Below are 19,972 nucleotides of genomic sequence, written 5' to 3' on the forward strand. Positions count from 1 at the left end.
CGGCCTATCCGGCATTTAGATAACGGATCGCCTCATCGCGCCGGAAAAGATAGAGCAGCATGCGCAGCGCCGTGCCGCGCTCGCCGGCAAGCTCGGGGTCGCGGTTGACGATATAAGCCGCGTCCTTGCGGGCAAGCGCCAGAATATCGCTATGGGCCTCCAGATTGGCAAAGTGGAAGCCCGGCATGCCGGACTGGCGTGTGCCCAGCAACTCGCCTTCGCCGCGCAGCCTGAGATCTTCTTCCGCAATCGTGAACCCGTCATTGCTGTCGCGCAGCACCGAAAGCCGCGCCCTTCCGGTTTCAGAAAGCGGCCCCTTGTAAAGCAGAATGCAGGATGAGGCCTCGCTTCCGCGGCCGACACGGCCGCGCAACTGGTGAAGCTGGGCGAGGCCAAAACGCTCGGCATGCTCGATCACAATGATCGTTGCATCGGGCACGTCAACACCGACTTCCACCACCGTGGTTGCCACCAGAAGTCGGGTTTCGCCGCTCTTGAAGGCCTCCATCGCGGCTTCCTTGTCTGCAGACGACATCCGGCCGTGGACCAGGCCGACATTCTCAGGCCCCAGCGCCTTTGCCAGCGTTTCCCGTCTTTCCTCGGTGGATACAAGGTCGACGGCTTCCGACTCCTCAACCAGCGGGCAGATCCAGTAGGCTTTTTTTCCTTCGCCAAGCGCCTGTCGCAGCCGGCCGACGACATCGCCGATCCGCTCCGTCGGAATCGTCACCGTCTGTATCGGCTTACGGCCAGCCGGTTTCTCAGTAAGATTCGACACATCCATATCGCCGAAGGCGGCGAGTACCAGCGTGCGCGGGATCGGCGTTGCCGTCATCACCAGAAGATGCGGCGACATGCCCTTGGCGGTCAGTTTCAGCCGCTGGTGTACGCCGAAGCGATGCTGCTCGTCGACAATCGCCAGCCGTAGATCACGATAGGCGACATTGTCCTGAAACAATGCGTGGGTGCCGATGACGATCCGCGCCGTGCCATCTGCGATCTGTTCCTCGATGATACGGCGGTCGCGCGCCCTGGTCTTGCCTGTCAGAAGCTTGACGGCGATGCCGGCCTTTTCCGCAAGTGCTGCAATGCCCTCATAATGCTGGCGCGCCAGAATTTCAGTCGGCGCCATCAGTACCGCCTGGCCGCCATCTTCGACGACCGCCAGCATTGCCATCAGGCCGACGACCGTCTTGCCGGAGCCGACATCGCCCTGAAGCATGCGCAGCATTCGGGTTTCCTGGCCCATGTCGCCCAGAATGGCGGATATGGCCTCATTCTGTCCGGCTGTCAGCGCAAAGGGCAGGGCGGAAAGCACCTTCCCCGACAACGCGCCTGTCGGGTGTACCGGCCGTCCCTTGGTCCGTCGCATCCGGCTTCTGACAAGGGCGAGCGAAAGCTGCCCGGCCAGAATCTCGTCATAGGCAAGCCTGCGTCTTGCCGGTGCCTGCGGGTCCAGATCGGTCTCGTCACGCGGATTATGCAGGGAAAGAAGCGCATCTTTAAGTGGCGGAAAGCCTTGCCGCCGAACGATCTCGGTATCGATCCATTCGGGAAAGGCCGGAAGCCGCTCACTGGCGCTTTCGACCGCCCGGCGCAGCACTTTTGGCGAAAGCCCGGCGGTCATCGGATAGACGGGTTCGCAGTCCGGCAGTGTATCGGCCTTGTCGGCGGTCACCATGTAATCGGGATGCACCATGGACGGGCGGCCATTGAACCACTCGGCGCGGCCACTCACCAGAACCGTCTCGCCGACGGGTAGTGCGCGTTCCAGCCAGTCGGCCTTGGCGCGGAAGAAGGTCAGTGTCAGTTCACCGGTATCATCATGCACAAAGACGCGATAGGGCGCGCTGGAACGGGCAGGCGCCGGCTGGTGCCGATCAACGCGGCCTTCAACCGTGACAATCATGCCCTCCGGCAAATGGGCGATACCCGGCCTCAGCCGCCGGTCGATGATGGAGGACGGTGTATGAAACACCAGATCGATCACACGCGCTTCGTCCTCGCGGCCTGTCAGGCGGGCGAGCACTTTTTCAAGCTTCGGCCCTATCCCCGAAAGCGAGGTGACGGGCGCGAACAATGGATCGAGCAAAGCCGGGCGCATTATTTCCAATTGGACCCAACGAAGCGCTTTGGCAAGGCTGACAACGGCGAAACGAGCGGTTATAGAGACCAATCAACAAAGAAGGTTTTGGAAATGACCGGTTTGAAACGCTCGAGCGCCGACCTCGATCCCCGCCGCCGGCGGATCCTGTTTCGCTGCTGGCACCGCGGTATCCGCGAGATGGATCTGATCCTCGGTCAGTTCGCCGAGGAAAACCTCGCCGATATGGAAGACGATACGCTCGATGCTTTCGAAATGATCATGGCGGCGGAAGACAATGATCTGATCAAATGGATCAACGGCGCAGAACCGGTGCCCGATCATCTGCGTATTCCGCTTTTTGACAGTATCTGCGCTTACAAGCCGGATTTCGACCCGGTCGAAAACGACAGATGAAGATTTAAAAACACATGATAGCCGGATTTGACCCGAAAAAGCTGGATGCCCTCAGCGGCGCCGTCACGATTGCCAATGCCGTGCCGGGCACCGAACCGCTGGTGCTTGCGGAAATGGCGCGCGCCGGGCAATCGGTCGCCTATGTGCTGTCCGACGGCCAGCGCATCGCCGATTTCGAGCAGATGCTGGGTTTTGCGGCCCCCGACATTCCGGTTCTGACGCTGCCGGCCTGGGATTGCCTGCCCTATGACCGGGTTTCGCCCGGTGCTGATACCTCGGCGCGGCGGCTTTCAGCTTTGTCCGGCCTGATTGCCCATGCCGAAAAGCCGCATCCGGCGATCATCCTCGTCACCGTCAATGCGATGTTGCAGAAACTGCCGCCGCGCGATGTCGTGTCAACGCTCGGCTTTTCGGCCCGTGCCGGTCAGGTGATCGACATGGAGGCCATCGTCCGCAGGCTTTCCGATGCCGGGTTCGAACGGGTGCCGACGGTGCGTGCTGTCGGAGAATATGCCGTCCGGGGTGGCATTCTCGATGTTTTCGTGCCCGGCGCGGATAACGGACTTCGCCTTGATTTCTTCGGCGACACACTGGAATCGATCCGCGCCTTCGATGCTGCCAGCCAGCGCACCATCGGCTCGGTCAAGGCGTTCGATCTCAACGCCATGAGCGAAGTGACGCTCAATGACGAAAACATTGCCCGCTTCCGCAAGAGTTATCTCTCGCTGTTCGGGGCGTCGACACGTGACGATGCGCTCTATCAGGCCGTTTCGGAAGGCCGCCGCTATGCCGGTATGGAGCACTGGCTGCCACTGTTTTACGAGCGGCTTGAGACCATGTTCGACTATCTTTCCGGTTTTCGGATTGTATTCGACCACACCGCGCGCGAGGCTGCAGGCGAAAGAGCCGAACTGATCGCGGATTACTACGAGGCCCGCCGGACCAATCTCGGGGCAAAACACGGCGGGCAGGGTGCGCCCTACAAGCCCGTGCCGCCGGATATGCTCTATCTCGGCGAAGACGCGCTTTCTGCCGGGCTTGAAGCGATGCAGGCCGTGCGCCTGTCGCCATTCAATGAAGCCTCTGCTCTCGGCAAACCGGTTATCGCGCTTGCGGCCCATGCCGGCCCGCGCTGGGCGGTTGCGGCGCAGGCGCGGCAGAGTTCCGACGGCGAGCGCGCCAATGTGTTCGAGGAGGCCGTCCGTTATATTGCCGACACCCGCGCCAAAGGCGGCAAAATCCTGATCTCCGGCTGGTCCGAAGGCTCGCTTGACCGGTTGTTGCAGGTGCTGAAGGAACACGGACTGGCCAAGGTCAAGCCGGTCAAGGCGCTGGCGGATCTCGAAAAGCTCGCCAGAGGCGAAGCGGCAAGCACTGTGCTCAGCCTTGAGGGTGGTTTCGAGACCGGCGATCTTCATGTCATCGGCGAGCAGGATATCCTCGGCGATCGGCTGGTTCGCAAGACCAGAAAAAACAGGAAAGCCAGTGACTTCATCTCGGAAGTTTCCGGACTGGATGAAGGTTCCTTTGTCGTTCATGCCGAACACGGGATTGGCAGGTTTGCGGGCCTGAGAACAATCGAGGCGGCCGGTGCGCCGCGTGATTGTCTTGAACTGCATTATGCCGACGATGCCAAACTGTTTCTGCCGGTCGAGAATATTGAACTGCTGTCGCGCTACGGATCGGACTCCGCCGATGTGCCGCTGGACCGGCTCGGCGGCGGCGCATGGCAGGCGAAAAAGGCGAAGCTGAAGAAACGCCTTCTCGACATGGCCGACGAACTGATCGCGATTGCCGCCAAACGGGCAACGCGCACGGCGCCGCCGCTGATGGCCACCGAGGGCCTTTACGACGAGTTTGCCGCCCGTTTCCCCTATGAGGAAACCGAGGATCAGTATAACGCCATCGAAGCGGTGCGCGGCGATCTCGGCCTTGGCCGTCCGATGGACCGGCTGATCTGCGGCGATGTCGGCTTTGGCAAGACCGAAGTGGCATTGCGCGCCGCGTTTCTCGCGGCCATGAACGGCGTTCAGGTGGCCGTGGTGGTGCCGACCACGCTTCTCGCACGCCAGCACTACAAAACCTTTGTGGAGCGCTTCCGCGGGTTGCCGATCAAGGTGGCGCAGGCCTCGCGCCTCGTCAGCGGCAAGGAACTGGCCCAGACCAAGAAGGATCTGTCCGAAGGCAAGGTCGATGTCGTTGTCGGCACCCACGCGCTGTTGGGATCATCGATCAAGTTTGCCAATCTCGGCCTGCTGATCATTGATGAAGAGCAGCATTTCGGCGTGCGCCACAAGGAGCGGCTGAAGGAACTGAAGAGCGATGTGCATGTGCTGACGCTTTCGGCAACGCCGATCCCGCGCACGCTGCAGCTTGCCATGACCGGGGTGCGCGAACTGTCGCTGATCACCACCCCGCCGGTGGACCGCATGGCGGTGCGCACCTTCATTTCGCCGTTCGATCCGCTGGTGATCCGCGAAAACCTGATGCGCGAGCATTATCGCGGCGGACAGAGCTTCTATGTCTGCCCGCGCGTTTCGGATCTGGAGGAGGTTCATGCCTTCTTGCAGGCCGAAGTGCCGGAACTGAAGGTTGCCGTTGCCCACGGGCAGATGGCCGCAGGCCAGCTCGAAGACATCATGAACGCCTTTTACGACGGCAGCTACGACGTGCTGCTGTCGACCACGATCGTGGAATCGGGGCTTGATGTGCCGACGGCCAATACGCTGATCGTCCATCGTGCCGATATGTTCGGTCTGGCGCAGCTCTATCAGCTCCGCGGCCGCGTCGGTCGCTCGAAAATCCGTGCCTTTGCGCTGTTTACCCTTCCGGTCAACAAACGCATGACTGACACCGCCGACCGTCGCCTGAAGGTTCTGCAATCGCTCGACACGCTTGGCGCAGGTTTTCAGCTGGCAAGCCACGACCTCGATATTCGCGGCGCGGGCAATCTTCTCGGTGAGGAGCAGTCCGGCCACATCAAGGAGGTCGGGTTTGAGCTTTACCAGCAGATGCTCGAAGAGGCCGTGGCCGAAGCCAAGGGCGACGAGGACGCAGGCGGCAGCGACTGGTCACCGCAGATCGGGCTTGGCACCTCCGTGATGATCCCTGAAAGCTATGTTCCGGATCTGAACCTCAGAATGGCGCTTTACCGACGGCTCGGCGATCTCAACGATGCCGGCGATATCGATGCTTTCGGGGCCGAATTGATCGACCGCTTCGGACCGATGCCGAATGAAGTGCAGTCGCTTCTGAAAGTGGTGTTCATCAAATCGCTCTGCCGCACCGCCAATGTCGGAAAGCTCGACGCCGGCCCCAAGGGTATCGTCGTCACATTCCGCAATCAGGAATTTCCGAACCCGGCGGGTCTGGTGCAGTTCATCGCCGAACAGAGCGTTTCAGCCAAGATCCGGCCGGATCAGAGCGTGTTCTTCAACCGCGACCTGCCGTCTCCGGACCAGCGCCTGGGGCAGGCCGCGATCATCATGAACAAGCTCTCGAAGATCGCTGAAGCTGCTTAGCCGGCTGCTGCCCCTCCTTGGTGCACGGCTGCGTTCCGGGCTTGCGAACGCTGGACTTATGATATAAACATATCTTTATATCTTGATGAAGGCGGAGCAAAATGACGAAGCTTGATCTCGACGATCTGGTCGATGTCCTGAAGGCGGTTGGCGAACCAACGCGGCTCAGGCTTATTGCGCTGCTTTCGTCCGGTGACCTCACCGTAACTGATCTGACCGACATTCTCGGACAATCCCAGCCCCGCATTTCCCGTCATCTGAAGCTTCTCGCTGAGGCTGGCCTGATTGACCGCTATCAGGAAGGGGCGTGGGCCTATTTTCGGCTGAAGGAGGAGGGCGCACCTGCGCGTCTCGTCCGTGAGCTCCTGGAGAGCGCTTCCGAGAGCGATTCGGCGTTCAGCCGCGATGCCGCGCGCCTTGCAGCCGTCAAACAGGCGCGCTCAGAAAAGGCGCTTGCCTACTTCGCCGCGCATGCCGGTGAGTGGGACGAGATGCGGCGGCTGCATATTTCCGAGGCCGAGGTTGAACGATGCCTTGTTTCACTCATCGGCGAAAAGCGGGTCGAGAGCATTCTCGATCTCGGGACCGGCACGGGCCGCATGCTTCTGCTGCTGAGAGACCTTTATCGCCGTGCTGTCGGTGTTGACGCCAGCCGCGACATGCTGGCTGTCGCCCGTGCCAATCTGGATGCCGAAGGGGTGACGAAGGCTGCGGTTCGACTTGGCGATATTTTGAACCTGCCGCTTGAAAGCGAGGACTTCGATCTGGTGATCATCCATCAGGTTCTTCACTTTCTCGAGCACCCCGAACGCGCGATAGCTGAAGCCACTCGGGTCATGCGGCCGGGCGGTCGTCTTGTGGTGGTTGATCTTGCCTCCCACGATCTTGAATATCTGCGGGCCGAGCATGCTCATCTGCGGCTTGGTTTTTCCCATGCGGCGATGTCGGACTGGATGACGGCTGCGGGCCTGGATGTCGAGCGGGTGGTGGATTTGCCGTTCGCCGGTGCCGAAGGCCGGTCGCTGACGGTGACCGTCTGGCTTGGGCGCGACCGGCGCATCCTGATGGCGTCCGAAACCGAAACACATTATGCGAGGAGTGTCTGAACCATGTCCGACAGTAACCTGCCGCGTGGCGACGCGCCCGAAATCGGCTTTTCTTTCGAGTTTTTTCCGCCCAAGAGTGCCGATGCGGAAGCCAACTGGTGGCGGTCCGTGGAAGCTCTGCGCGCCTATGCCCCCGATTTCGTATCGGTAACCTATGGTGCTGGTGCAACCAGCCAGGTGCCCACCTATGCCGCCGTCAAGCGGCTGGTGGATGAGACCGATCTGGTGACAGCGTCGCATCTGACCGTTGTCAAAGCCACCTGCGGAGAAGTGGATGATGTGGTCCGCCGTTTTCGCGATTCCGGCATTCGCCGTTTCGTGGCGCTGCGCGGAGATCCGCCGGATGGCATCGGCTCGGCCTACCGCCCGTATCCGGGTGGTTATGCCAATGCGGCCGCTCTGGTTTCTGCGCTGAAGGCGATCGACGATTTCGATATCTCCGTGTCCGCCTATCCGGAAAAACATCCCGAAAGTGTCGATCGCAGCGCGGATATCGCCATGCTCAAGGCCAAGGCCGAGAATGGCGCCGACCGAGCCTTGACCCAGTTCTTCTTCGACAATGATGTGTTCGAGGATTATCTGAACGCTGTGCGCGGTGCAGGGATTACCCTTCCTGTTGTGCCGGGAATCATGCCGATCCAGAACCTCAAGCAGCTGAAAAATTTCGCCCGCATGTGCGGTGCGAGTATCCCGGCTGCCGTTGAGCAGCGGTTCGACGGGCTGGACGATGATCCCGATGGCCGGTTCGAAGTGGCAGCCGATATTGCGGCCGAACAGGTGCTCGACCTGCTACGTCGCGGCGTTTCGGAATTTCATTTCTATACGATGAATCGGTCCAAATTGCAGATCGCCGTTTTCGACCGTCTGGGCATCAAACCTGCAAAAAGCAGCGTCAAGACGTCGGGCACGGTTATCGGTGGTGGCGACGGGACGCTGCTGCGCGCCGGATGAAGGAACGGAAAACGCTTGGAGCGCGGTACGGTCTGACGGGTCAGATGGTGCCGCGCTCCTTGCTGTGTTCACGATCAGTGCCGTTAGCTGAAGCGACCTATCGCGCCAGCTCATCGGGCATACCAAGATAGTTTCTTGGTCGTTTTCAGGGCATGCGGGCGCTTACGCGCCCATTGCGCGCTCGTATTTGGCGGAAAGTTCCAGCCATTGCTCTTCGACCTTGGCAAGCTCTGCCGCGGCATTGGCGCGGGCCTGGATCATCACCTTGGCCTTCTCCGGTGATCTCTCATAGAGCTTCGGATCGGCGAGATCGACATCGAGCTTTGCGATGATCTGCTCGATTCTGGCGGTTTTCTTTTCCGCCCTGTCGATTTCTTTCTTGAGCGGGGCAAACGTAGCGCGGCGGTCGGCAGCGCTTTTGCGTTGCTCTGTCTTCGAGCGTTGATCTTCGCCGGGAGCGGTTTCTGTTTTGGACGATCTCTGCTTGCCGCCCTGTATGATCAGCGAACGATAGTCCTCCATGTCGCCATCATAGCTCTTGACGGTTCCACCATGCACCAGCCACAGCCGGTCGACCGTCGCCTCGATCAGGTAGCGGTCATGCGCGATCAGGATCACAGCGCCGGGGAAATCGTTGAGCGCGGTGATCAGCGCACGGCGGCTGTCGATATCAAGGTGGTTGGTCGGCTCGTCGAGGATCAGCAGGTTGGGCGCGTGAAAGGCTGCAAGCCCCATCAGCAGCCGCGCCTTTTCGCCGCCTGACAGGTCTTTGGCCAGCGTGTCCATTTTTTGTGTGGCCAGGCCCATCTGCGCGACGCGGGCGCGAACCTTGGCCTCAGATGCTGCCGGCATCAGCTTGCGGACGTGATCCACTGCCGTTTCGTCGAGAACGAGATCATCAATCTGGTGCTGGGCGAAAAAGCCGGTCGAAAGGCTTGGCGCCAGCTTCAGTGTGCCGCTTTGCGGCTTCAGCCGGCCGGAAATGAACTTGGCAAAGGTGGATTTGCCGTTGCCGTTTGCACCCAGGAGGGCAATGCGGTCGTCATTGTCGATCCTCAGATTGAGATCCGAAAGGATCGGCTTTTCGGGTTCATAGCCGACAACGCCGTCTTCGATGGCAATGATGGGGGAGGCGGGCTGCTTTTCCGGTTCCGGAAATGTGAAGCCCTGAACATGGTCCTCGATCACGGCTGCGACAGTGCCCATGCGTTCCAGCGCCTTGACCCGGCTCTGGGCCTGGCGCGCCTTGGAGGCCTTGGCCTTGAAGCGGTCGACGAAGCTCTGAAGATGCTTGCGTTGTGCTTCGTTCTTGATGCGCGCTTTCGTCTGCAGCTCGTCGGCTGCCGCCTTCTGGCGCTCGAACTGGTCGTAGGAGCCGCGATAGAAGGTCAGCTTCTGCTGGTCGAGGTGGATAATGGCGTTGGCGGCCGTGTTCAGAAGGTCGCGGTCATGCGAGATGATGATGACGCTGTAGGGATAGCGGCGGATATAGTCTTCCAGCCACATCGTACCTTCGAGGTCGAGATAGTTGGTCGGTTCGTCTAGCAGCAGCAAATCGGGCTCGGAAAACAGTACGGCGGCCAGTGCGACGCGCATGCGCCAGCCGCCGGAAAACGACGAGGCCGGACGCTTCTGCGCTGCCTCATCGAAGCCAAGGCCGGAGAGAATGCCCGCCGCGCGCGCCTCAGCCGAGTGGGCGTCGATGTCGACAAGCCGGGTCTGGATTTCGGCGATCCGGTGCGGGTCTGTGGCCGTTTCCGCCTCCGCCATCAGCGCGGCGCGTTCTTTGTCGGCAGCCAGCACGATGTCGATCAGCGGATCTTCGGTGCCCGGCGCCTCCTGCGCGACCTGGCCGATACGGGCCTGTTTCGGCAGCGATACAGAGCCGGTTTCAGGCGAAAGCGTGCCGGTGAGAACGCGGAACAGGGTGGATTTGCCAGCGCCATTGCGGCCGACAAGCCCCGCCTTCATCCCATCGGGAATGGAAACGGAGGCGTGTTCGATGAGCAGGCGCCCGGCAACGCGGACGGAAAGGTCGGATATGGAAATCATGGATGCGGTTTTGTCCGAAACCGCGCCGTTTGGCAAGCGCTCCGTCAGCGATCGGCGAAGGGACGACCGGTTTCTGTTCGCAGGAAGTAAATCAGGTCGAGCGCGAGCGACGAATACCCCAGCATGGTCAGCATGGCGTGCACCTGGCCGCGATGATGGGTCTGGTGGTTGAAGAGGTGCGCGAGCGTGGTCTGGAGACAGTCCGTATGGGGCTCGGGCGGATTGCCGCGTGTGTAGGAAACCCGGCCCTGCAGCTTGTTCTCGTCCATAGCTTCGATGAATGCCGAGATCTCGCGATCCTGCTCGGTGCGGGCGAGGCACAGTTCGGAAAAGTCGTCGTGGAGGATGGTATCAAGCCTGACCGGGCCGGTTGCAGCGCCTGCGAACCGGGTCATCCAGACACGGTCGGCGTAAAGCACATGGTTGAGCGTGCCGTGAATGGATCGGAAGAAAACGCCAAGATCGCGCTTGCGTTCGTCATCCGAAATATTGGCAGCTTCGTCCAGGATCTGTGCATTGGCCCAGGCATTGTAGGCGGCAAACATACGATAGTGCTGCAACATGCGGAATTCTCTTCAAGACGTGAAACCGTAAGATCAATGTTAGAGCAGATGCGCCTGACAGCCTCATGAATTATTGTGATGGCGGCCATCAGCCTGCCTTATGCCACCGCTTTTCGCCGGCCTTTCTCACGTTCCAGAATGCGCCCCGCATCGAGTTTCGCGATTGGCAGGCCGCCCGGTATTTCCCCGGCGAGCTGAAGTGACAGATACCGCCCGCAGCATACCCGCAGGAACGATGTGAAATTGCCGCTGTCGTGGCCGGCTTCGATGGCTTCATGAAATAGCTTTGCAATCAGCTGCGTGGTGTTCAAGCCGTCGCGCGCGCTGATATCGGCGAGCACGTGCCAGAAGAAGTTTTCCAGCCTGACGCTGGTTACCATGCCGTCAATGCGGATCGAACGGGTGGTGCTGTCCCACTGCTCCGGATCGGCCTCGATAAACAGTCTGCACATAATCTCCTCCCTGTTCTCCCGGAGGCAGTATAGCCCGGCGCGGGCAGAAACGGTAGCGCCTACGCCGGGATGACGGTTCAGGCGTCGAGCAGTTTCATGAACTGGGACAGCCACGCCGGGTGCGCCGGCCAGGCGGGGGCGGTGACCAGATTGCCGTCTGTGACCGCTTCGGTGACGGCGATATCGGCGTAGGTGCCGCCGGCAAGCTTCACCTCCGGCGCGCAGGCCGGATAGGCCGAGCACTGCCGCCCCTTGATGACGTCGGCGGCGGCAAGGATCTGCGCACCGTGACAGATCGCGGCAACCGGTTTGTTCTCGGTGAAGAAGTGTTTCACCAGGCCAAGCACCCGGTCATCAAGCCGCAGATATTCAGGCGCCCGCCCGCCGGGGATCACCAGCGCGTCATAGGTCGCCGGGTCGACAGCATCGAAATCCGCTGTCAGTGCGAAACGGTGGCCGGGTTTTTCCGAATAGGTCTGGTCTCCCTCGAAATCGTGGATTGCGGTGGGAACCGTGTCGCCCGCTTTCTTGTTCGGGCACACCGCATCGACCGTGTGGCCGACGGCCAGCAGGGTCTGGAACGGCACCATGGTTTCATAGTCCTCGGTGAAATCACCGGTGATCATCAGAATTTTCTTCGCTGCCATTTTGTCCTCCTCAAGATGACGAGTTTCAATTGTAGCAGTGATGTTCCGCTTGCTGGTATTATGGGTATACTACAGGGGCAATCGGTCAGTTTTGGTCACGCGGGTGGCTTGAATCTTTTCGCACTGCAGCACATCTTTCGAGTCAGAAAAGGAGCTATGCCATGGGACGAACACTGTATTCGCTCTGCGGCGCCGACGGGTCGGTGCCTTTTTCACCGCATTGCTGGAAAGTCGTACTGGCGTTGAAGCACAAGGGGCTGGATTTCGAGGAAAAGCCGGTCGGCTTCACCGAGATCCCCAAACTTGAAGGCGGCTTTTCCAAAACCGTGCCGATCTTGAAGGACGGCGACAAGCTGATTGCGGACAGTTTTGCGATCGCGATCTATCTGGAGCAGACTTATCCGGATACTCCCTCACTTTTCAAGGGCGAGGGCGGAATGGCGATGGCGCGATTTGTCGAAGCCTGGACGCTTTCCACGCTTCATCCGGCGATTACCCGCATCGCGGTCAAGCACATTCACGATATGCTGTTGCCGGATGATCAGGTCTATTTCCGCAATAGCCGTGAGGCCCGCCTCGGGGCAAAACTGGAAGAGGTGGTCACCGGGCGCGAGGCTGAGATCATGGCGTTTCCTGAGAAATGCGCGCCGATCCGAAACATGCTGAAATTCCAGCCTTTTATTGGTGGTCGTGAACCCCTTTTCTCAGATTACATTGTTTTCGGTGCGTTCCAGTGGGCGGCTTTGACCGGCAGTACCGGGCTTCTGGATCCGAACGATCCGGTGTCCAATTGGTTCGAGCGCTGCCTGGAATTCGTCGAGAAAGGCTGACAACTCTTGGATTTCCGGCCGATTCAGCTGCCGGATACGCTTCCATTTTTCCTCAAAGACCTCTATACACCGGCCAAATTTCCCTGAACGAAATTTGCCAAAGGACGAATGATATGGCGATTGAACGCACATTTTCGATGATCAAGCCGGATGCCACCAAGCGCAACCTGACCGGCGCCATCACCAAGGTTTTCGAGGAAAACGGCCTGAGTGTCGTCGCTTCGAAGCGCGTATGGATGGCAAAGCGCGATGCCGAGGCGTTCTACGCCGAGCATAAGGAGCGTCCGTTCTTCGGCGAGCTGGTTGAGTTCATGTGCTCCGGCCCGACCGTCGTGCAGGTCCTCGAAGGCGAAAACGCCGTTCTGAAGAACCGCGAAATCATGGGCGCCACCAACCCGGAAAAGGCCGATGAAGGCACGATCCGCAAGACTTTCGCGCTGTCCATGGGCGAAAACTCTGTTCACGGCTCCGATGCTCCGGAAACCGCAGCACGCGAAATCGGCTTCTGGTTCTCCGAAACCGAAGTCGTCGGCTGAGGCTGATATTTCACTGACGTTATGAAGCCCGCCCATGTGGCGGGCTTTTTTATGCGGATTTTTTGCTGTTCAACCGTTCTGCGGCACGCTCGCTGGCAGAGCGCCGGCTGGACTGGAACATGTGCAGGCGCGCCCGCACGCTGTCGAGGATTTCAGGCGGCGCCGTCTTTGGCGTGCCGCAGCGGTAGGGCGGCTCGGGATCATACTCCATCTGCAGCTGGATCTGCTGGGCCGTGGTCTTGTCCATCAGGTTTTCGACCACGCGGAGCGCGAAATCGATGCCCGAGGTCACGCCAGCGCCGGTGATGCGGTTGCGATCCATGACCACGCGTTCCTCCACAGGCGTCGCCCCGAAGAGCGAGAGCTGGTCGACCGAAGACCAGTGCGAGGTGGCGCGGTAGCCTTTCAAAAGCCCCGCCGCACCCAGCACAAGAGAGCCCGTGCATACCGACGTTACCAGTTTGCAACCAGGCGCAATGCGCCGCAGGAAGTTCAGCGTCTCGTCATCATCCATCAGCGCGATCTGGCCCGGTCCGCCGGGAACACAGATGATATCCAATTTTTGACACTGGCCGTAGGTCATATTCGGGATAATCCGCATGCCGCGATCAACAATCACCGGATCCAGGTTCTTCCACAAAAGCTTGATCTCGGTGCCCGGCATCCGGTTGAGCACGTCGGCAGGCCCGAACAGATCGAGCTGGGTAAGACCCGGATACATGATGAAGCCCACAGTGAGCGAGTCGGAACTGGAAGGCATGTTTTCCTCGTTCAGTCAGTCGTAAAGCCGCAAAGCCAAATCGATTAGAATCTCAGCTAAAATAGGCTGCGGCAATCATTCGGCAAGGGCTATCTTACTGCGACATCATGTCCTTTTTATTGCCAGTATCCGCGGGCGGAGAAATCGGCCTCCCGCGCCTCCACCCAACCGCTGTCGCTGCCATCCTTCAGGTGTTCCTTTTTCCAGAAAGGTGCATCGGTTTTCAGGAAGTCCATAACGAAGGCTGCCCCGTCAAAGGCGGCTTTGCGATGGGTGGCCGCGGCAATCACAAGAACGATGTTTTCGCCGGGGCGGATGAGGCCATAGCGGTGGATCGCGGTGAGGCCGACAAGGCCAAAGCGGTCAATGGCAGTGCGTGCAATCCGCGCGATTTCGCTTTCGGCCATGCCGGGATAATGTTCTAGTTCAAGGGCTTCCAGGCGTCCGTTCTCATCCCGGCAGAGACCGGTGAAGCTGACGACTGCGCCGATATCCGCACGTCCTTCGCTGAGCGTGGCCTGTTCGGCGGAGATGTCGAAATCTCCCCGCTGAATGCGGATATCGGGCGAGACGGGCATGGTCTCAGCCCCCGGTCATCGGTGGAAACAGGGCGATTTCGCGCGCACCGGAAAGCGGTGCATCGTGCTCGGCATGAACCCGGTCTAGCGCCACGCGGATCACCTCTGGCTCCTGCAGGGCGATTTCATAGCCTTCGCCACGGGCCTTCAGAAAAGACAGCAGGGCGGCAACGTCGTTGACGTCGGCGGGGAGAGAAATCTCTTCTTCGGCCACACCGATCTGTTCGCGCACCCATGCGAAATAGATAAGTTTGGTCATCGCTCGGCCTCCACCACGTGTTTCAGCCCGGCCCTGAAATAGTCATAGCCGGTATACATCGTCAGAGCCGCCGCGACCCACAACAGCACGATGCCGCAACTGGTGGTGTAGGGAATGACCTTGTCGCCGGCAGGACCGGCAAGCAGCAGGCCGATTGCGATCATCTGAAACGTGGTCTTCCATTTGGCGATGCGGGTCACCGGCACAGATACCTTCAGGCCCGCTAGATATTCCCTGAGCCCCGACACCAGCACTTCGCGGCACAGAATGATGATTGCGGCCCACAGCGACCAGCCGGCAATGGTCCGCTCGACATCGGCGGCCAGAAGCAGCAGGCAGACTGAAACCAGAAGCTTGTCGGCGATCGGGTCCAGCATACGTCCGATATTGGATTGCTGGTTCCATGCGCGCGCCAGATAGCCGTCGAAGAAATCGGTCACCGATGCGATCACGAAAATTGTGAGCGCCGCCCAGCGCGCCGTGTCCGAACTGGACAGCTTGCCGTCCAGAAAAAAGCAGAGGACGATCAGCGGGACGGCAAGAATGCGGCCATAGGTCAGGAGATTGGGGATGTTGTATGCTTTTGATGCCATGGCTTCATTCCGTGTGCTCGAGCTGCCGGCGTCGGCAGTCCGCTGTATGTAGGCGCAAATTGCTTCCATTGGAGGGCCAAGGTCAATGCCGGCCCGGATTAATAGTCTGTCATTTTGAATACCGGCGGGCCTGGGCGCGTTCTATTTTGCGCCGCCGTCGTGAAAATGATTGTAGATCTGCTCCGCCATCGCCTCGGAAATACCCTCAACCGCGCTGAGATCGGAAAGCCCGGCGCGCGAAACCGCCTTGGCGGAACCGAAATGCTGCAGCAGCGCGCGTTTGCGCGACGGGCCGATGCCCCCGATCTCGTCCAGCGGGTTCTTGACCATCTCCTTCTTGCGCCGTGCGCGGTGCGAGCCGATGGCGAAGCGGTGCGCCTCGTCACGCAGCCGCTGGATGAAATAGAGCACCGGATCACGCGGCGGCAGTGAGAAATCGTGCTTTCCTTCCATGAAGAAGCGCTCGCGTCCGGCCTCTCGGTCCGCGCCCTTAGCAATGCCGATTGCGGTGACTGCATCCTTGATGCCGAGCTCTTCCAGAATGGTCCGCACCGCTGACATCTGCCCCTGACCGCCATCGATCAGGATCACATCCGGCCAGGCAGGGAAGGGAGCGTCATCATCCACTTCGACGGGCTGGCTGCGGTCGGGAATGCCGTGTTCCTTGACGAGGCGGGAGAAGCGGCGGGTCATCACCTCGCGCATCATGCCGAAATCGTCGCCGGGGGTAATCTCGGTCGATTTGATGTTGAACTTGCGATACTGCGCCTTCACGAAGCCTTCCGGCCCGGCGACAATCATGCCGCCGACGGCATTGGTACCCATGATGTGGGAGTTGTCGTAGACCTCGATGCGTCGCGGCGGAGCGGAAAGTCCGAAGGTTTCGGCAAGGCCGTCGAGAAGCCGTGACTGGGTGGCTGTCTCGGAAAGCTTGCGACCGTGAGCCTCGCGCGCATTGGCCACCACATGATCGACCGTCTCGCGCTTTTCGCCGCGCTTCGGCACGGCAATACCGACCTTTCGGCCCGCCCGCTCCGAAAGCGCCAGTTCCAGCAGCGACCGCTCCTCGATCTCTTCCGACAGGAAGATGTCGCGCGGGATCGGCTTGTCATCGTAAAACTGGGCCAGAAAGGCATTGAGGATTTCGGCCGCCGAAAGCGACGGGTCTGCCTTCGGAAAATAAGCGCGGTTTCCCCAGTTCTGGCCCGTTCGGTAAAAGAACACCTGAATGCAGCAGAGCCCGCCCTCGTTGTGGATCGCGATGACATCAGCCTCCTCGATACCCGCAGGATTGACGCCCTGATGGCCAAGAACATGCGAGAGCGCGGATAGCCGGTCGCGATAGATCGCGGCGCGTTCGAAATCAAGCGCCTCGGAAGCCTGGTTCATGGCTTCGGCCAGGTCGGCATGGACCTGTCGGCTTTTGCCGGAGAGAAAAGCCCGGGCTTCGTCGACCAGCACCGCATAGTCCTGCTGCGATATCTCGCCGGTGCACGGCGCGGCGCAGCGTTTGATCTGATAGAGCAGGCAGGGCCGGGTGCGGCTTTCATAAACGCTGTCGGTGCAGGAGCGGATCAGAAAGGCACGCTGCATGGCGTTGATGGTGCGGCCGACCGCTCCGGCGGAGGCAAAAGGCCCGAAATAGTCGCCCTTTCGCGCACGTGCGCCGCGATGTTTGAAGAGGGCGGGGGCCTCGTGATCTCCGGTGATCAGGATATAGGGAAAGGATTTATCGTCTCGAAGAAGGACATTAAAGCGCGGCCGCAACCGTTTGATAAGGTTGGCTTCAAGAAGCAGCGCTTCGGTCTCCGTCCGGGTCGTGACGAACTCCATATGCGCTGTCTGCGTGATCATACGGGTGATACGGTTGGAGTGTCCGCGTCCCTGCGCATAGTTGGTGACCCGCTTTTTCAGCGAGCGGGCCTTGCCGACATAGAGCACGTCGCCATTGGCATTGAACATGCGGTAAACACCGGGACTGTTGGGCAGGTGCTTGACGAATTCGCCAATCAGGGCCGCCCCCTTTTGCGCATGTTTTTCGGCCGCCGCGTCGTTCCAGGCGATCTGGCTGGGGTCTATTGCGGCCATCGCCTCGGTCACGTCGGGCAGATCGCCGTCGTTCTCATCGTATAAAATGCCGCCATCCGGCGGCGCCTTGCCTGTCATTCGTTGATACCTGCCACATCCGGTGTTTCCCAGGCCAGGTGCTGCCCACCATCGAGCGCAATCATCTGTCCCGTGATCGAAGGGGTTTCGAAGAGGTAGCGAATCGTCGCGCCGAATTCGCCAAGCCCCGGTCCTCTCTTTAAGATAAGAGCGGCGACCTGGCTTTCAAAATCCTCATCGCTCTGGCGGCTGTTTTTCAACGTTGGTCCCGGGCCGATCGCATTGACGCGGATGTGTGGAGCGAAGGCCTGCGCCATGGTCTGCGTTGCGGCCCACATGGTGCTCTTGGAAAGCCCGTAGGTGAAGAAGTTCGGCCCCGGAGCCCAGACACGCTGATCGATCATATTGACGATGAGGCCGTTTGCTCCCTCGGGCAATTGCTTTGCGAAGCGATCCGCAAGCAAGAGCGGCGCCTTGAGGTGGATGGCGAAATGCGCATCGAACTGTGTTTCATCAAAACTGCCGGCGGTATCGGCGCGAAACAGCGAGGCATTGTTGACGAGCAGATGAACAGGGCCCATCGCCGCGTTGACCGCATCAAGAAGCCCGCCGGTTGCCGTGGAATCGAGAAGGTCAGCGCCGAAGGCCTGCGCTGTCACACACGTCCCACGCAACGATTCCGCGAGTTCTTCGGCCTCGGACAGGGACGTGTGGGCATGGATTGCCACATTGAAGCCGTAATTGATGAGGTCTTCGACGATGGCACGGCCAAGTCTTTTGGCACCGCCTGTCACAAGTGCGGTCTTCGCTGGTGCTTTCTGTTGCATAGTGATGTTCCCTCGCTTCAGGTTGAAGCTTATATCGCTCTGCGCAGTTAAGCGCAAAAGCGTGTCCGGTTTTGTTGCTCGGCTTCCGGCGCTTTATTTCTGAGTGAGTCTGTGTTGTTATTAAATATAAAATTCATTTAAATACAATATTAACTACGTTTTACATCAAATATTTTAACATAAATACTATATTAACCTTAGATTTGGCATTATTTTTTTCAGTATTGATAGCGTGTGCCTGTGGTTGTATTTCATCTTTAAAGCGCATGCGGCGTGATGATTGTCCTTCAACGGGCATTCGACAGCCGGTATCGATTGAAGGAGAGACAAGATGCGGAACATGAACAAGACACTTGCTGCCGCAACAGCGGTACTGATGGGCGCCGGCGCGGCTCAGGCCGCCGATGCAATCGTCGCTCAGCCTTACGAACCGAGCCCGGCTACCTATGCGGCTCCGGCTCCGATCTCGAACTGGAGCGGCGTCTACCTCGGTGGCGCGGCCAACTGGGACTGGGGCACGTTCGATGAGGGCGACTTCAAGGCAGACGGCTGGGGCGGTACGCTGTTTGGCGGCTACAACATGCAGTCAGGCTCGATTGTCTACGGTATCGAAGGCGATCTCGCGACCTCGAATCAGAATGAGCAGGTCCCGCCCGGCGTGAAAATGGAGCAGGGCTTCAACGGTTCTGTGCGCGGCCGTCTCGGCTACGCCATGGATCCGGTTCTGGTTTACGGCACGGGCGGCCTTGCCGGTTCCAGGCTCGTTGCCAAGCAGCCTGGCGACAAGGACACGCAGATGGGCTGGGGCTGGACGCTCGGCGCCGGTGTCGAAGCGATGGTCACCGAAAACATCTCGGCCCGCGTCGAATACCGTTACACCGATTATGGCAAGCAGGATTTCAAGCTCAACGGCAATACCTACGAGCGCGGCTTCCAGGAAAACACCGTCAAGGTTGGTCTCGGTGTTCACTTCTGATTGCTGACGACCTGCAGGGAATACGGAGAACCCGCCGCAATGGCGGGTTTTCTGATTCTACGAGCGGAAATTATCGTCACCCGCAGCATGCTGGTGATGCCCGGCTCAGACGTGCGACTTCAGCGTCATGAACGGCGGATAGGCCTCCTGGAAGGCCGACGGCCAGCGCGCCAGCCGCACGCGATGTTGCTCCCATTCGCCGGGGAAACGCAGCATCAGATAGCCAAGAAGGCCACCGAGCGCAAAATGACCGGCATTCAGCCGCTTGCCGAGCTTCGGCGGATTTTCGTCGAGATAATCCAGCCCGCGACGGACCTTTTCCCACTGCCTGTCAACCCAGGGCTGGTGGTAGGTTTCAGGCGTACGGTAGCGTTTTTCGTAGACGATCAGCAGCAAAGCGTCACATATGCCGTCGCAAAGCGCCTCCATGCGCTCGATTTCCGCACGCTTTTCAGGCTTGCGCGGATAGAGCCGCTGTTCGCTGTCAAGGCTGTCGAGATAGTGCATGATGGTTCGGCTGTCATAAAGCGTCAGGCCATCATCGGTGATCAGTGTCGGTATCTTGCCGAGAGGGTTGGCACGTAGCAATTCCTCGGGGTCCGCAGCCGTATCGACCGGGACCAGTTCGGCCTTGATGCCGAGGTGGTTTGCGGCCATCACAACTTTTGCGGAATACGGGGATGCGGACGAATAGAGCAGTTTCATGTTTTTCCCT

At 59.7% G+C, this 19,972-nt stretch carries 19 protein-coding genes; 7 read left to right on the top strand and 12 right to left on the bottom strand.

The annotated features are described in order from the left end of the window. Nucleotides 1–4: 4 nt before the first annotated feature. On the bottom strand, nt 5–2,104 hold the full coding sequence (gene recG, locus AC0L7L_RS06840) for an ATP-dependent DNA helicase RecG (protein WP_473512973.1): 2,100 nt from the start codon (nt 2,102–2,104) through the stop codon (nt 5–7). A 93-nt stretch (nt 2,105–2,197) separates the two neighbouring features. Here recG and AC0L7L_RS06845 point away from each other — a divergent pair, with 93 nt between their 5' ends. The 4 genes from AC0L7L_RS06845 to metF all read left to right on the top strand — a co-directional run bounded on the left by AC0L7L_RS06845 (nt 2,198) and on the right by metF (nt 8,078). After that, nucleotides 2,198–2,500, top strand: coding sequence for an FAD assembly factor SdhE (locus AC0L7L_RS06845; RefSeq protein ID WP_272211057.1), 303 nt, complete (start codon nt 2,198–2,200; stop codon nt 2,498–2,500). 14 nt (nt 2,501–2,514) lie between these two features. After that, entirely contained in the window at nt 2,515–6,021 is a 3,507-nt protein-coding gene (gene mfd / locus AC0L7L_RS06850; protein ID WP_473512975.1) for a transcription-repair coupling factor, read from the top strand. 101 nt (nt 6,022–6,122) lie between these two features. After that, nucleotides 6,123–7,127, top strand: coding sequence for an ArsR/SmtB family transcription factor (locus AC0L7L_RS06855; protein ID WP_272211063.1), 1,005 nt, complete (start codon nt 6,123–6,125; stop codon nt 7,125–7,127). 3 nt (nt 7,128–7,130) lie between these two features. Continuing rightward, nucleotides 7,131–8,078 carry a methylenetetrahydrofolate reductase [NAD(P)H] gene (gene metF, locus AC0L7L_RS06860; RefSeq protein WP_473512977.1) on the top strand — a complete coding sequence of 316 codons (948 nt, stop codon included), beginning with the start codon at nt 7,131–7,133 and terminating at the stop codon, nt 8,076–8,078. Between the two features lie 162 nt (nt 8,079–8,240). Here the strand turns inward: metF and AC0L7L_RS06865 are convergent, their stop codons facing one another. From AC0L7L_RS06865 to AC0L7L_RS06880, 4 genes are all read right to left on the bottom strand, one after another. After that, entirely contained in the window at nt 8,241–10,130 is a 1,890-nt protein-coding gene (locus tag AC0L7L_RS06865) for an ABC-F family ATP-binding cassette domain-containing protein (RefSeq protein WP_473512980.1), read from the bottom strand. A 44-nt stretch (nt 10,131–10,174) separates the two neighbouring features. Continuing rightward, nucleotides 10,175–10,693 carry a DinB family protein gene (locus tag AC0L7L_RS06870; protein WP_272211068.1) on the bottom strand — a complete coding sequence of 173 codons (519 nt, stop codon included), beginning with the start codon at nt 10,691–10,693 and terminating at the stop codon, nt 10,175–10,177. 98 nt (nt 10,694–10,791) lie between these two features. Continuing rightward, nucleotides 10,792–11,145, bottom strand: a complete 354-nt coding sequence (locus tag AC0L7L_RS06875) for a ribbon-helix-helix domain-containing protein (RefSeq protein WP_272211069.1) — start codon at nt 11,143–11,145, stop codon at nt 10,792–10,794. A gap of 77 nt (nt 11,146–11,222) precedes the next feature. Next, complete coding sequence (locus AC0L7L_RS06880) at nt 11,223–11,792, bottom strand: DJ-1/PfpI family protein (protein ID WP_473512983.1); 570 nt, start codon at nt 11,790–11,792, stop codon at nt 11,223–11,225. A gap of 161 nt (nt 11,793–11,953) precedes the next feature. Here AC0L7L_RS06880 and AC0L7L_RS06885 point away from each other — a divergent pair, with 161 nt between their 5' ends. Both AC0L7L_RS06885 and ndk read left to right on the top strand, forming a co-directional pair. Beyond that, the gene (locus AC0L7L_RS06885) at nt 11,954–12,622 is read left to right on the top strand and encodes a glutathione S-transferase family protein (protein ID WP_272211070.1); all 669 of its coding nucleotides are present in this window, start codon (nt 11,954–11,956) and stop codon (nt 12,620–12,622) included. A gap of 113 nt (nt 12,623–12,735) precedes the next feature. Then, nucleotides 12,736–13,158: a nucleoside-diphosphate kinase gene (ndk, locus tag AC0L7L_RS06890; protein ID WP_272211072.1), complete on the top strand. Its 423-nt coding sequence runs from the start codon at nt 12,736–12,738 to the stop codon at nt 13,156–13,158. Nucleotides 13,159–13,207: 49 nt separating this feature from the next. Here ndk and AC0L7L_RS06895 read toward each other — a convergent pair whose 3' ends face one another. From AC0L7L_RS06895 to AC0L7L_RS06920, 6 genes are all read right to left on the bottom strand, one after another. Further along, complete coding sequence (locus AC0L7L_RS06895; protein ID WP_473512987.1) at nt 13,208–13,918, bottom strand: DJ-1/PfpI family protein; 711 nt, start codon at nt 13,916–13,918, stop codon at nt 13,208–13,210. A 116-nt stretch (nt 13,919–14,034) separates the two neighbouring features. After that, complete coding sequence (locus tag AC0L7L_RS06900) at nt 14,035–14,496, bottom strand: molybdenum cofactor biosynthesis protein MoaE (protein ID WP_272211075.1); 462 nt, start codon at nt 14,494–14,496, stop codon at nt 14,035–14,037. Nucleotides 14,497–14,500: 4 nt separating this feature from the next. After that, nucleotides 14,501–14,755, bottom strand: coding sequence for a molybdopterin converting factor subunit 1 (gene moaD, locus AC0L7L_RS06905; RefSeq protein WP_473512992.1), 255 nt, complete (start codon nt 14,753–14,755; stop codon nt 14,501–14,503). After that, complete coding sequence (gene pgsA / locus AC0L7L_RS06910) at nt 14,752–15,348, bottom strand: CDP-diacylglycerol--glycerol-3-phosphate 3-phosphatidyltransferase (protein ID WP_473512996.1); 597 nt, start codon at nt 15,346–15,348, stop codon at nt 14,752–14,754. Before pgsA ends, moaD begins: the two co-directional genes overlap by 4 nt. A gap of 141 nt (nt 15,349–15,489) precedes the next feature. Continuing rightward, the gene (gene uvrC / locus AC0L7L_RS06915; protein WP_473512999.1) at nt 15,490–17,514 is read right to left on the bottom strand and encodes an excinuclease ABC subunit UvrC; all 2,025 of its coding nucleotides are present in this window, start codon (nt 17,512–17,514) and stop codon (nt 15,490–15,492) included. Beyond that, the gene (locus AC0L7L_RS06920; protein ID WP_473513002.1) at nt 17,511–18,281 is read right to left on the bottom strand and encodes an SDR family oxidoreductase; all 771 of its coding nucleotides are present in this window, start codon (nt 18,279–18,281) and stop codon (nt 17,511–17,513) included. The genes uvrC and AC0L7L_RS06920 overlap by 4 nt, the downstream gene beginning before the upstream one ends. 340 nt (nt 18,282–18,621) lie before the next feature. Here AC0L7L_RS06920 and AC0L7L_RS06925 point away from each other — a divergent pair, with 340 nt between their 5' ends. After that, nucleotides 18,622–19,257 carry an outer membrane protein gene (locus AC0L7L_RS06925; protein ID WP_473513004.1) on the top strand — a complete coding sequence of 212 codons (636 nt, stop codon included), beginning with the start codon at nt 18,622–18,624 and terminating at the stop codon, nt 19,255–19,257. A 105-nt stretch (nt 19,258–19,362) separates the two neighbouring features. On the opposite strand, the gene AC0L7L_RS06930 is transcribed toward AC0L7L_RS06925, so the two are convergent. After that, nucleotides 19,363–19,962: a glutathione S-transferase family protein gene (locus AC0L7L_RS06930; RefSeq protein WP_272211085.1), complete on the bottom strand. Its 600-nt coding sequence runs from the start codon at nt 19,960–19,962 to the stop codon at nt 19,363–19,365. Between the last annotated feature and the right edge of the window lie 10 nt (nt 19,963–19,972).

Source organism: Martelella sp. K41-7 (assembly GCF_055808365.1).

Excerpts from the sequence above, each read along its gene's own strand:
- uvrC (WP_473512999.1), bottom strand. The coding sequence starts at position 17,514 with ATGACAGGCAAGGCGCCGCCGGATGGCGGCATTTTATACGATGAGAAC.
- AC0L7L_RS06885 (WP_272211070.1), top strand. The coding sequence starts at position 11,954 with ATGGGACGAACACTGTATTCGCTCTGCGGCGCCGACGGGTCGGTGCCT.
- AC0L7L_RS06930 (WP_272211085.1), bottom strand. The coding sequence starts at position 19,962 with ATGAAACTGCTCTATTCGTCCGCATCCCCGTATTCCGCAAAAGTTGTG.
- AC0L7L_RS06855 (WP_272211063.1), top strand. The coding sequence starts at position 6,123 with ATGACGAAGCTTGATCTCGACGATCTGGTCGATGTCCTGAAGGCGGTT.
- pgsA (WP_473512996.1), bottom strand. The coding sequence starts at position 15,348 with ATGGCATCAAAAGCATACAACATCCCCAATCTCCTGACCTATGGCCGC.
- AC0L7L_RS06865 (WP_473512980.1), bottom strand. The coding sequence starts at position 10,130 with ATGATTTCCATATCCGACCTTTCCGTCCGCGTTGCCGGGCGCCTGCTC.
- moaD (WP_473512992.1), bottom strand. The coding sequence starts at position 14,755 with ATGACCAAACTTATCTATTTCGCATGGGTGCGCGAACAGATCGGTGTG.
- mfd (WP_473512975.1), top strand. The coding sequence starts at position 2,515 with ATGATAGCCGGATTTGACCCGAAAAAGCTGGATGCCCTCAGCGGCGCC.
- AC0L7L_RS06875 (WP_272211069.1), bottom strand. The coding sequence starts at position 11,145 with ATGTGCAGACTGTTTATCGAGGCCGATCCGGAGCAGTGGGACAGCACC.
- AC0L7L_RS06845 (WP_272211057.1), top strand. The coding sequence starts at position 2,198 with ATGACCGGTTTGAAACGCTCGAGCGCCGACCTCGATCCCCGCCGCCGG.
- metF (WP_473512977.1), top strand. The coding sequence starts at position 7,131 with ATGTCCGACAGTAACCTGCCGCGTGGCGACGCGCCCGAAATCGGCTTT.
- AC0L7L_RS06870 (WP_272211068.1), bottom strand. The coding sequence starts at position 10,693 with ATGTTGCAGCACTATCGTATGTTTGCCGCCTACAATGCCTGGGCCAAT.
- recG (WP_473512973.1), bottom strand. The coding sequence starts at position 2,104 with ATGCGCCCGGCTTTGCTCGATCCATTGTTCGCGCCCGTCACCTCGCTT.
- AC0L7L_RS06925 (WP_473513004.1), top strand. The coding sequence starts at position 18,622 with ATGAACAAGACACTTGCTGCCGCAACAGCGGTACTGATGGGCGCCGGC.
- AC0L7L_RS06880 (WP_473512983.1), bottom strand. The coding sequence starts at position 11,792 with ATGGCAGCGAAGAAAATTCTGATGATCACCGGTGATTTCACCGAGGAC.
- ndk (WP_272211072.1), top strand. The coding sequence starts at position 12,736 with ATGGCGATTGAACGCACATTTTCGATGATCAAGCCGGATGCCACCAAG.
- AC0L7L_RS06920 (WP_473513002.1), bottom strand. The coding sequence starts at position 18,281 with ATGCAACAGAAAGCACCAGCGAAGACCGCACTTGTGACAGGCGGTGCC.
- AC0L7L_RS06900 (WP_272211075.1), bottom strand. The coding sequence starts at position 14,496 with ATGCCCGTCTCGCCCGATATCCGCATTCAGCGGGGAGATTTCGACATC.
- AC0L7L_RS06895 (WP_473512987.1), bottom strand. The coding sequence starts at position 13,918 with ATGCCTTCCAGTTCCGACTCGCTCACTGTGGGCTTCATCATGTATCCG.